At 63.6% G+C, this 11,705-nt stretch carries 8 protein-coding genes; 6 read left to right on the top strand and 2 right to left on the bottom strand.

Annotated features, from left to right (window positions below):
- Positions 1–30: 30 nt before the first annotated feature.
- Positions 31–876 carry an NAD(P)-dependent oxidoreductase gene (locus C8K18_RS26200; protein ID WP_107710395.1) on the bottom strand — a complete coding sequence of 282 codons (846 nt, stop codon included), beginning with the start codon at positions 874–876 and terminating at the stop codon, positions 31–33.
- 555 nt (positions 877–1,431) lie between these two features.
- Between C8K18_RS26200 and C8K18_RS26195 the strand changes: the two genes are divergently transcribed.
- The 4 genes from C8K18_RS26195 to C8K18_RS26185 all read left to right on the top strand — a co-directional run bounded on the left by C8K18_RS26195 (position 1,432) and on the right by C8K18_RS26185 (position 5,116).
- A complete protein-coding gene (locus C8K18_RS26195) occupies positions 1,432–2,844 on the top strand; it encodes a cytochrome ubiquinol oxidase subunit I (protein ID WP_006052348.1) in 1,413 nt (470 codons plus the stop codon).
- Positions 2,845–2,874: 30 nt separating this feature from the next.
- Complete coding sequence (gene cydB, locus C8K18_RS26190; protein ID WP_053860239.1) at positions 2,875–3,879, top strand: cytochrome d ubiquinol oxidase subunit II; 1,005 nt, start codon at positions 2,875–2,877, stop codon at positions 3,877–3,879.
- A complete protein-coding gene (locus tag C8K18_RS33405; RefSeq protein ID WP_006052350.1) occupies positions 3,854–4,012 on the top strand; it encodes a hypothetical protein in 159 nt (52 codons plus the stop codon). The genes cydB and C8K18_RS33405 overlap by 26 nt, the downstream gene beginning before the upstream one ends.
- A 339-nt stretch (positions 4,013–4,351) precedes the next feature.
- Positions 4,352–5,116 carry a response regulator transcription factor gene (locus C8K18_RS26185; RefSeq protein WP_107710397.1) on the top strand — a complete coding sequence of 255 codons (765 nt, stop codon included), beginning with the start codon at positions 4,352–4,354 and terminating at the stop codon, positions 5,114–5,116.
- On the opposite strand, the gene C8K18_RS26180 is transcribed toward C8K18_RS26185, so the two are convergent.
- Positions 5,082–6,902 carry a hybrid sensor histidine kinase/response regulator gene (locus tag C8K18_RS26180; RefSeq protein WP_107710399.1) on the bottom strand — a complete coding sequence of 607 codons (1,821 nt, stop codon included), beginning with the start codon at positions 6,900–6,902 and terminating at the stop codon, positions 5,082–5,084. The genes C8K18_RS26185 and C8K18_RS26180 overlap by 35 nt on opposite strands.
- A 354-nt stretch (positions 6,903–7,256) precedes the next feature.
- On the opposite strand from C8K18_RS26180, the gene C8K18_RS26175 reads away from it, so the two are divergent.
- Both C8K18_RS26175 and C8K18_RS26170 read left to right on the top strand, forming a co-directional pair.
- Positions 7,257–8,048 carry a hypothetical protein gene (locus C8K18_RS26175; protein WP_029971779.1) on the top strand — a complete coding sequence of 264 codons (792 nt, stop codon included), beginning with the start codon at positions 7,257–7,259 and terminating at the stop codon, positions 8,046–8,048.
- A gap of 245 nt (positions 8,049–8,293) precedes the next feature.
- Positions 8,294–11,704, top strand: coding sequence for an alpha/beta fold hydrolase (locus tag C8K18_RS26170; protein ID WP_107710401.1), 3,411 nt, complete (start codon positions 8,294–8,296; stop codon positions 11,702–11,704).
- Position 11,705: the final 1 nt, after the last annotated feature.

Here is an 11,705-nt window from a genome sequence, read left to right as displayed (position 1 = left end):
CTGCGTCTCCTGGTAATGCTTTAACTTGCTTCAGGCCGGCCGCGCCGCCGAAGCGCTGCCCGCGCCCGTGCCGGCGCCCTCTTCCTCACGCCGCGAATAATCGATGCCGACAAAGCCGCCGCCCTGGAAGCGCTGGCCCAGCGCATCGAGCGGATTCGGACGGGCCAGGATTTCGTCGGCGTAGTCTTCGGCGTTCTGCTTCGGCGTGTAGCCGAGGCGCGCTGCGCCGCTGTTGTCCCACCAGCTACGCGTATTGGCCGACACGCCCCACACGGTGATGAAGCCGAGATCGTCGGCTTCGATGCAGCGGTCGAGGAAATGCATCAGGTCCGCGTGGCCGAACCAGGTGCTGAGATGGCGCGGCTCGGTCGGACGCTCGAGGCAACTGCCGATGCGCACACACACGCTCTCGATGCCGTGCTTGTCCCAGTACATGCGGGCGAGCGCTTCGCCCCAGACCTTGCTGAGGCCATAAAAACCGTCGGGACGCAGTTCGCAATCGAGGCTCAGCCGATCCGTCACCGGATACATGCCGATCGCGTGATTCGAGCTGGCGAACACGATGCGCTTCACGCCGTGACGCCGCGCGCCCTCGTACACCTCCACGAGACCGCGCAAATTGTTTTCGATGATCTCGGGCAGCGGACGCTCGACGCTCGTGCCGGCGAAATGGATCAGTACATCGACGCCTTCCAGCAGCCGGTCGACGACCGCCGGATCGCGCAGGTCGCCGTGCATCACATCCTCGCCGTCGATGAGCGGCGTGAGCGGCTTCGAGCCGGCCGCCGAACGCAGCGGCGTGCCGCGCGCAATGAACGCGGCGCGCACGACCGAGCCAAGCTGGCCACCGGCGCCACTAAGGGCAATCTTCTTCATAGGGGTTCCTTTACTGCACCGGCTCGTGCGCGGGCTAGTTGTACGATAACGTACTATCAACGATGCGGAATCGGATTTCAACTAGGCATTTACCCGAGGTCGCGGCGTGCCTTTCGATGCTTTCAGGCACTGAACGACAAGCCGCAGGCTCAATTTATGGTGCGATGTCGTATGACATTGAAAACAAACCCACCGCATTCCACACTCACCGACGCCATTGGCCACCGCCGCAAACCGCATCGCTTTCGACAAGCAGCCTTCGCCACAACCCAACTCCCGCGCCCACCGTTTGCTGCGACGCGGTCGATTGCCGCACTCACGCCCGTCTGGCGCAAAACGCGTCCTCGCAAGCAATAAGAAAAAGCTGATACAGATCAGTCGTTTGCCACGCGCGAACGGCAAAACCGCACAAAACAACGCGGTTCTTTGACGCACGTCGCGCCGCAGCATAATTCGCCGCGTTGGCCTAATCTTCGGCCATCTGCGAAACGCAGTGCGCACCGACACCGGTCGACGCGCGTAGTCCGCAACGAGCGGCATCACGCCTTCACGATCATGAACTCCGCAATATCGGCATTCGACCTCGCCCGCATCCAGTTTGCGTTCACCGTTTCGTTTCACATCGTTTTTCCGGCACTGAGCATCGGCCTCGCGAGTTTCATCGCCGTGCTCGAATGGCGCTGGCTCAAAACCGGCAAGACCTACTACAAGGACTTGTGCCTCTTCTGGTCGAAGATCTTCGCCGTCGCCTTCGGCATGGGCGTCGTCTCCGGCGTCGTGATGAGCTATCAGTTCGGCACCAACTGGTCCGGCTTCTCGAGTTTCGCCGGACCCGTCACCGGACCTTTGCTGATGTACGAGGTCATGACCGCGTTCTTTCTCGAAGCCGGCTTCCTCGGCATCATGCTGTTCGGCTGGCAGCGCGTGAGCCCGCGCGCGCATTTCGGCGCGACGCTGATGGTCGCGATCGGCACGCTCATCTCGACCTTCTGGATTCTCGCGTCGAATAGCTGGATGCAGACACCGCAAGGCTTCGAGGTGGTGAACGGCCAGGTCGTGCCGCTCGACTGGTTCAAGATCATCTTCAACCCGTCGTTCCCGTACCGGCTCGCGCATATGGCGCTCGCGGCGTTCATCGTCGCGGGGCTCGTGGTCGCCGCGGTCGGCGCGTGGCATCTGCTGCGCGGACGGCGCGATCCGGCCGTCAAGAAGATGTTCTCGATGGCGCTCTGGCTGCTGCTGATTCTCACGCCGATCCAGGCGGTCGTCGGCGATCAGCATGGTTTGAACACGCGCGAATATCAGCCGGCGAAGATCGCGGCAATCGAAGGTTTGTGGGAAACCGAGAAAGGCGGCACCGCGCTCAACCTGTTCGGCATCCCCGACATGCAGGCGGAAACCACGCGCTATGCGGTGTCGATTCCACACCTGGGCAGCCTGATCCTCACGCATAGCTGGGACGGCGAAATTCGCGGCCTCAAGGAATTCCCGCCGCAAGACCGGCCGAATTCGACGGTGGTGTTCTGGAGCTTTCGCATCATGGCCGGGCTCGGCATGCTGATGATCGCGATGTCGATTGCCGCATGGGTGCTGCGCCGCCGCGGCACGCTGTTCGAGTCGAAGTGGTTCCAGCGCGTCGCGGTAGCGATGGGTCCGAGCGGTTTCATCTCGCTGCTGGCCGGCTGGGTGACCACTGAAGTTGGCCGTCAGCCGTGGGTCGTGTACGGCGTGATGCGCACGTCGCAGGCCGTGTCGCCGCTTACCGCGCAGCAGGTCGGCATTTCGCTGATGGCCTTCGTGGTCGTGTATTTCCTCGTGTTCGGCACGGGCATCTACTACATGCTCAAGCTGATGCGCTCCGGCCCGGCGCTGCCCGGACAGACGCCGCACGACGCGCCTGCCCACACGCCGGACCAGACCGCGCGCCGCCCTTTCTCCGCCGCCGATCAGGCGATCGACGCCGCGTAACCCGATCTCTTCTCTTAGCCGAGTCACAAAATGGACGTAACCGTAGTGTGGGCCGCGATCATCGCGCTAGGCCTTTTCATGTATGTGGTGCTGGACGGCTTCGACCTCGGCATCGGCATCGTGTTTCCGTTTTTCCCCGACGAGAAAGAACGCGACCTGATGATGAACACCGTCGCGCCCGTTTGGGACGGCAACGAAACCTGGCTGGTGCTGGGCGGCGCCGCCCTCTTCGCCGTCTTTCCGATGGTGTATTCGACCGTGCTGTCCGCGCTTTATCTGCCGCTCGTCTTCATGCTCGTGTGCCTGATCTTTCGCGGCGTGTCATTCGAGATTCGCGCGAAGGCGAATCGAACGAAGCACCTGTGGGATCTCGCGTTCATCGGCGGCTCGGCGGGCGCGGCGTTTTTCCAGGGCGTCGCGCTGGGCGCGTTTCTGCAAGGCATTCCGGTGATCGACGGCGCGTATGCCGGCGACGCCTTCGGCTGGCTTACGCCGTTCAGCCTGCTGGCGGGCCTCGGACTCGTCGTTACTTACGCGCTGCTCGGCTGCTGCTGGCTCGTCGCGAAGACGGAAGGCGATCTGCAGCGCCGCCTGCATCGCATGGTGTGGCCGCTGACGGTCGTGCTGCTCGGCTTCATCGCGATGGTGAGCCTGTGGACGCCGCTGCAGGACGCGAACATCGCGCAACGCTGGTTCGACGACGGCCTGTTCTACCGGCTGCTGCCCGTGCCGTTCATGGTCGCGGTCTGCGCGTTCTTCATGCGCCGCGCGGTGCGCGAGCGGCATGACAACATGCCGTTCGTGCTCGCGCTCCTGCTCGTGCTGCTCGGTTACGGCGGGCTGCTGGTGAGCTTGTGGCCGTACGCGATTCCGTCGAGCGTGACGCTGTGGGAAGCAGCCGCGCCGCGCTCGAGCCAGACCTTCACGCTGGTCGGCGCAGCCGTGATTCTGCCGATCATCGTCGCCTATACGACGATGGGTTACTGGGTTTTCCGCGGAAAGGTGCGTCATGGCGACCAACATCACTATCACTAGAATCAGATCGGCGCGCAGGCTGCCAGGCTGGCTCTGGTTCATCGCGCTCTGGTGCTTCGGCGTGGGCTCGGCGATGTCGCTCGGTTACGCGTTCAAGCTTCTGATGAATGCGACGCTGTTTGCCGTGAAATAGCCGCTCGCCGCGTGCGCGCGCGGGCAATTCGATCCATGCCGCATAAGCTCTTGCGTCCGGCTGGCGGCGCTTAAAAAACGGCGCGCGCGGCTCGTCTACCTAGCAAGCCGGGGCCGATGCGCGAGAGAGACCTCCCGCACAGGGCACACAAAAAAACGTGGCGCCGGCGATGCCACAAGCAGAGAATGACCGGCGCGGCGAGCCGCAAGGCCGCCGCGTCAACCGATCGGCTTAGATCACGGGGTAGCCGGCAATGATGCGATTCACGACAATAGAAGTAAAACGGGGCCTGGCAACAGCGGTAGTCCACAACACGCAAGCTCGACTCGTGGAGACATCATGAAGTTTCTTGTGGCGGACGACCATGAACTGATCCGGCAAGGCGTCAAGGGAATGCTGCGCGGGCTGGATGCCGACGCCCAATTCGACGAAGCCGATACCTGGGAAACCCTCGCCGCAGCCGCGCGGCCCGACGCGGATCACGATCTCGCGATCGTCGATCTGCATATGCCGGGCATGAGCGGAGCGTCGTCGCTGGAAATGCTGTTGAAGGCGAATCCGGCGCTGCCGGTGGTCGTCCTTTCCGCCGAGGAGTCGCCAGACGAGATGCGCGCAGTGCTGGCCGCCGGCGCGCTCGGCTTCGTGCCGAAGCGGCAGCCCGCGAGCGTGATGCTGAAGGCGATCGAACTCGTGCTGTCCGGCGGCGCTTATGTGCCGATGGAAGCGCTGAGCCTGCTCGGCTCGCGCGATGCGCAACCGGCGCAGGCATGCGCGGAGCGCGCCGCCGCTTCGCCTCAACCGGTGGCGAGCACCGCAGCGGGCCAAAACCCAGGCACCGCGACGCTCACCGAGCCCATCGTGCAACTTCAGCCGTTGCAGCCGCATCAGCAACACTTGCTGGAAAACCTGTCGCCGCGTCAGCAGGACATCATGCGGCTCGTGCATCGCGGCTGGACCAACAAGATGATCGCGCGCGAACTCGGCGTGGCCGAGGGCACGGTGAAGGTGCATCTGTCGGTGATCTTCCGGGCGCTCGGCGTGCACAACCGGTCGACGGCAATCGCCGTGATCAACGGCTGGCTTGAAGCGGGGAGAACGCTGTAGCGGGCGGCGGCGTTGGTCCTTTATCGATCTCCGCCTGCTGCCACAGCATGTCGAGCGTGCGCCGCAAGCGCGCCGCCGCCACCGGCTTGTGCAACACCGGAATGCCTTGTGCGGCGAGCGCCGCCAGTTCCGCCGACGCCATATCGCCCGTAATCAGCAGCATCACCACACCTTCGTGGCCCGAGCGCGCCAGTTCGCTGCGCACCGCCGTCAGCGCCTGCGCGCCCGTGCGGTGATTGGCCAACTGGTAATCGCAAAGCACCGCGTCGGGGACGAAACCGTCCTCGAGCATGGCCAATGCGGCGGTTTCGTCGCGTACGCCCTGCACGATGCAGCCCCAGCGGCCGAGCAGGCTCGAAAGACCTTCGAGAATCGACGGCTCGTCGTCGATGCACAGCACGCGGCGCCCTTGCGCCGTCGGTCCGCCCGTCACCGCCTCGTTCAGACTTGCGACGATGCCGCTCGCGTCGCCCGCCTGCACCGGAAAGCGGAACACCGAGCCGCGGCCCGGTGCCGAGCGCAACTGCAATTCGCCGCCCAGCATGCCGACGAGGCGCTTCACCGTCGGCAGGCCGAGGCCGTGCCCCTGGCGCGCGTCGCGCTGCGGATTCGCGACCTGATAGAACTCCTCGAAAATACGCTCGTGCTCCTGCGCCGGAATGCCGATGCCCGAATCGCGCACTTCGATATAGCCGCCATTGGTTCGCCCCGCGCGCCGGAAGCCGAGCCAGATCGCGCCTTCCTCGGTATAGCGGACCGCGTTCGACAGCAGATTGCTCAGCACGCGTTCGAGCAGCACGGGATCGTCGTGGACCACCATCGACGTCGGCGCGATCCGCAGCGCGAGCCCCTTCGCCGCCGCTTGCGGACGATACTGGCTGCCGACGCGCTCGAACAGTTCGGAGAGCCGGAAATGCAAGCGGATCACCTGCGTGACGCCGCTTTCGAGCCGCGCGAGATCGAGCACCTGGTTGAACAACTGGTTCAGCGCCTCGACGTTATGGACGATGTGCTCGGCGGTCTTCGCGTGCTGCGCGGGCGTCGCGGCGGAATCGTTGAGCGACGCCGCCAGCAGCCCGATTGCGTGCAACGGCTGGCGCAAATCATGGCTCGCCGCCGCGAAAAAGCGCGTTTTCGCGAGACTCGCCTCTTCGGCGACATGCTTTTGCGCCGCCAGCGATTCCGCCAGGTACTGCTGATCGACGCGCGCCTGCACGACCTGCTGGAACAGTTTGCGGTAACTGAGCGCATACACGTTGATCGCGCAGAAGAAGAACGCGAGCACGATGGCAAGAATCGTGCGATCGAACGTATGCATGCCGAAATGCAGCACGATCGACGGAAACAGCAGAAAGGGAATCGCCGTGGCGAAGTTCAGCAGGTCGAAGCCGTTCGACATGAACACGCCCGCTGCGAGCGTGACGAGCATCACCGTATGCAGCAGCGGCAAGTCGCTCTGCGGACTCTGGAACGCAAACCAGATCGCGATGCCCGGTGCGCTGTACAGCAGCACGCCGCGCACCGCGTGCACGTTGATCCAGCCGCGCGGCGACAGCAGATGCGGATAGCGCCGATTGGAGATCCATAGCGCGAGACCCGCGCAGTTGGCGGCCGCATAGAAGCCGAAGCAGGCGATGAAAAGCGGCGGCGACGGTATCGCGGGCCAGTAAATGGCCACCAGCACCGCGATCGAAAACCAGTGCGAGAAGAAAGCGATCGGGTCTTGTGCGTACAGCACGCGCACCAGGTCTTCGTCGATTGCACGCTGGATCGGGTCAGCCCGCATCGCGCGGTCTCCTTGTCGGGCACGGCAAATTCGGTGAGGGGGCGCGAGAGCCTGGCGCTTGCACGGAGCGCGCTGCGGCGTGTTTGCGCAAGAGCTTGCACGGTTCTACTGCAATGCAGCGGCGCGCGGCCGCCGCTTTCTTATCAGACGAATCAGGGGCGTGCTGCCGGATGGTTTACCCGGCAGTTTACCCATCAGCTAACACTTAATCCATATAGGCGAAGCCGCCGCCGACGACCATACTGGCCTCACTACCTGGCGCGGCCGCAACGATTCTTCCTTCCGCCTTTCGCCTGCATTCCGGGCTCGCCGCGCTTCTCGCCTTACCCTCGCCTAACCCTAATGGAGGCTTTCATGGGCGCAGTTCCGAGCCACGAGTTCGTCCGCAATCTCGACGACGCGATCCTGCCCGATCTGTGGCGCCGCCGCACGCAGTTGTCCGCCGACGAAATGGTGTCGATGGTCGAACTCGTCAAGCGGGCGTTGCGGACTTACCATCCGCTGGAACTGCAGGCACTCGGCGAAGATAAGGAAGAACTGGTTGCGCAGTTCATTTATTCCAAGGTTCTGCGCCTCGCGCCCGGCCACACCGAAACGCATGCGTGCGCCGACAGCGCGCCGTCCAATGGCTACGCACTGTGCGCGTATTTCCGCCGCTATCTGATCGACTGCCTGCGCAGCGCGGGGCATCAACGCAATGTGTCGATGGAAACCGACGGCATGGCGCAGGAAATCGATCTGCACGCCCAGGCATTGGAAGACCCCGTGCAAAGCGTGCTGCTGCAATACGGGCTCGACGAACAACGGGTACGGCACGCGGCGCGCGCTTTTATCGAAAGTCTCGACGAGCCCGAACGGATCGTGCTGGCCGGCAGCCTCGGCTGGTGCTCGGAAGGCAAAGGCGGACTGTCGGCGGTTGCGGCTTCGCATCGGGTGCCCTCGTATCACTATCGCGCCGTCAAACTCGGCGTCACCATGAAAAAGACGGCCACTGCCGACGATTTTTCCAATACGAAGATCGGCCGCTGGCTCACGGACGTGCTCGGGATCGAGATCGACATCGACAATCGCAGTGCGATTCTGCTGGCGCTGAATCTGCTCGCGGCCGAGTCGATCGATAGCGAAATGAATGAAGCGGCCGCATGACAGGCTGCAGCATCGACACAAAAAGAACACGTAAAAAGCCGCATGAGCGGACTCAACAACAACGGGCTCAACAATAGTAATGGGGAAATCACAGAGGCACAGGGGACTCCTTTGGGCGCATCGCACAGATGCGCCTTTTTTTGTCGGCGCGCACCGCCTACGATAAAAAAGCCGCGGCAGCGCGCCGTCTTTCTTCCGACGCCCGGTTCCCTTCCCTGCACCGATTCCTGACGAGGTGGTCGCGTATGAACCGCTTATCGAGCGCCGTGACGGCGATGAAGTCGCATTACGAAGTGGTCGTGATCGGTTCCGGTTATGGCGGTGCGATCGCGGCGAGCCGCATGGCGCGCGCGGGCCGCAGCGTCTGCGTGCTCGAACGCGGACGCGAATTCATGGCCGGCGAATACCCGCGCACGCCGTTTCAGGGCGCGGAGCAGATCCAGTACAACACGCCGCTCGCGCAGATCGGCTCGCCGCTCGCGCTGCTCGAAGTGCATGTGAACGACGACGTCAACGCGGTGGTCGGCTGCGGGCTCGGCGGCACGTCGCTGATCAACGCGAACGTCGCGCTGAAAATCGATTCGCGCCTGTGGGACGACACACGCTGGCCCGCTGCGCTGCGCGGCGATCAGACCGGACGCGACAAGGGCTATCAACGCGCGTGGGACATGTTGCAACCTGCGCCGGTGCCGAGCCGCTTTCGCGAGTTGCCGAAGCTGCTCGCGCTCGCCAAATCCGCCGAGGCGCTCGGCATGGGCGACCGCTTCAGCACGCCGCCGATAACCGTCACCTTCGAGGATCGCACGAACGCGGCCGGCGTCGCGCAAAAAGCCTGCACCGGATGCGGCGACTGCAACTCCGGCTGCAACTACGACGCGAAGAACTCGACGCACATGAATTATCTGCCCGACGCCGTCGCTCACGGCGCGCAGATTTTTACGGGCGCCGCGGTTCATTCGGTTGTGCGCAACGTCGATACGCAGAAGTGGCAGGTCGGCTATCAGCTCGTGCGCTTGGGGCGCGAAAGCTACGACGCGCCGGATCTCTTCGTCAGTGCGGACATCGTGATCGTGTCGGCGGGAACGATCGGCTCGACCGCGTTGCTATTGCGTTCGCGCAATGAAGGCTTGAGCGTGTCGGACATGCTCGGTCAGCACTTCACCGGCAATGGCGACGTGCTCGCGTTCGCGTACAACACCAATGACACGATCAACGGCGTCGGCTGGGGCGCGCATGTGGACCGCGATATTCCGCCGGTCGGTCCGACCATCACGGGCCTGATCGATCATCGCAATACCGCGGACGTCAGGGACGGTTTCGTGATCGAGGAAGGCTCGCTCGCCGGACCTGTGGGCGCCGCGCTCGTCGGCATGCTCGGTGCGGCCGCGCCGCTCGCGGGCGTGGATGTTTCGGGGCCGCGCACCGTGGACCAGCAACTCGAATACGACGCGCGCGTGGTCGAAGGCTTCCTGCACGGTCCGTATCGCGGCGCGCTCAATCACACGCAAAGCTATCTCGTGATGGCGCACGACGACGAGAGCGGGCAGATCAGCGTGAACGACAAAGGCCGGCCGCGCATCGCGTGGGAAAACGCCGGCAAGCAGCCGATTTACGAAACCGTCGAGCAGACGCTGAAGCAGGCGACAGCGCCGCTCGGCGGCAAATACCTGCGCGATCCGATTTCAAACGACATCTTCGGCAATCGAACGGTGACAGTGCATCCGCTCGGCGGCTGCGGGATGGGCGAGGATGCGGAGCATGGCGTGGTCGATCACCTGGGCCGCGTTTTCAGCGGCACGACCGGCACCGGCGTGCATGACGGCCTCTACGTGATGGACGGCGCCGTCATGCCCATGTCGCTCGGCGTCAATCCGTTGTGGACGATCTCCGCGCTCGCCGAGCGCAATTGCGCGCTGCTTGCGGCGTCGCACGGCTGGAGCATCGACTACGATTCGAAAGGCACCGCCGACACACCGCCCGCGCAAAAGATCGGCTTGCGCTTTACCGAAACGATGGTCGGCCATTACACGCCGACCGGCGCGAGCAAGGACGCCGCGAGCCCGATGGCGTTCACGCTGACCGTTGAATCCGACGACCTCGCGACAATGCTTAGCGATCCCAACCATATGGCAAAGACCGCCGGAACGCTAACCTGCCCCGCCCTTTCCTCGCAGCCGATGACGATCACGGACGGCACCTTCAATCTGTTCGTGGCCGACCCGCAGGACGTGGACGAGCGCAACATGAATTATCGAATGACGCTCAACTCGGCGGAAGGCAAAACGTATTATCTGAGCGGGCAGAAGATCATCACGCGCACGTCGCCTCTCGAACTGTGGGAGCAAACGAACACGCTATACGCGCAGATTTTCGCCGCGCCCCAAGCCGACGCGCCGGCGATCGGCAGCGCGACGCTCATCATCACACCGGAAAATTTCCTCAAGCAGCAGCGCACGCTCGAAGTCACCAACGCACCCGATCTGAAGACACGTCTCGAATGGACGCTGAAGTTCGGCAAGTTCTTCGCGGGCGTGCTGTTCAGCGAATACGGCGGCGTGGCCGCGCCTTTGCAGTATCACGATCCCGCCGCGGAGCCGCGTATGAAGCGTGCGTTGCGCGCGCCCGCGCCGCAAATGTTCTTCTTCGATACGCCGGACGGTACGCGCTTGCGCCTCACGCGCTATGTCGATCCTGCGCGCAAGAACGCGCGCCCCGTGCTGCTGATTCACGGCTCGGGCGTGTCGAGCCGCATCTATTCGACGGATCTGATCGGCACCAATCTCGTCGAATATCTGTGCGCCGCGAACTACGACGTGTGGCTCGTCGATCTGCGCGTGAGCATCGAAATGCCGAGCGTGCTCGTGCCGACCAACGTCGATAAAGTCGCGCTCGAGGATATTCCCGCAGCCGTCGCAAAGATTCGCGAGGTGACGGGCGCGAGCGGCATCCAGGCGCTCGGTCACTGCATGGGCGGCCTCGCGTTGAGCATGTCGCTGATGGCGGGACTCGAAGGGGTGCGTTCAGCGGTGATTTCGCAGGTCGCCGTGCATCCGGTGCCCGGCACGCTCGCCAGAATCAAGGCGGGTCTGCACATTCCGGACATCATGCAGCATCTCGGCGTGACCGATCTGACCGCCTATACGAAGGACAAAAGGTGGCCGCACAATCTCTACGACGAAGCGCTGCGGCTCTATCCCGTCGATCATGACGAGGGTTGCGGCAACCCGATCTGCCATCGCGCGACCTTCATGTACGGTCTGCTATACGAGCACGCGCAGGTGAGCGAGACGCTTCATTCGAATCTGCAGGAACTGCTCGGCGTGCATGACGTCGGCGTGTTCAAGCATCTGGCCGCGATGGTGCGCGCCGGCAAGGTCGTCGACGCCGACGGCGACGACGTCTATCTGCGCGGCGCGCGCGGCATGAAGGGGCTTGCGGGCATGCGCATTCCGATCGGTTTCATTCATGGCGACTGCAATGAAACCTATGTGCCGCAAAGCACCGCGCTCACCTATGAGATGTTGGTCAACGCGTTTCCCGAGCAACCTTATGAGCGGCATCTGATTGCGGGCTATGGACACATCGACTGCATCTTCGGCAAGAACGCCGCGCGCGATGTTTATCCGACTATCGCGCGCTATCTGAACGCGCACTGAG

Source organism: Paraburkholderia sp. GV068 (genome assembly GCF_003058125.1).
Lineage (GTDB): Bacteria > Pseudomonadota > Gammaproteobacteria > Burkholderiales > Burkholderiaceae > Paraburkholderia > Paraburkholderia graminis.
The sequence above is the reverse complement of the archived record's forward strand: the minus strand, read 5'-3'. Positions and strand labels throughout refer to the sequence as shown.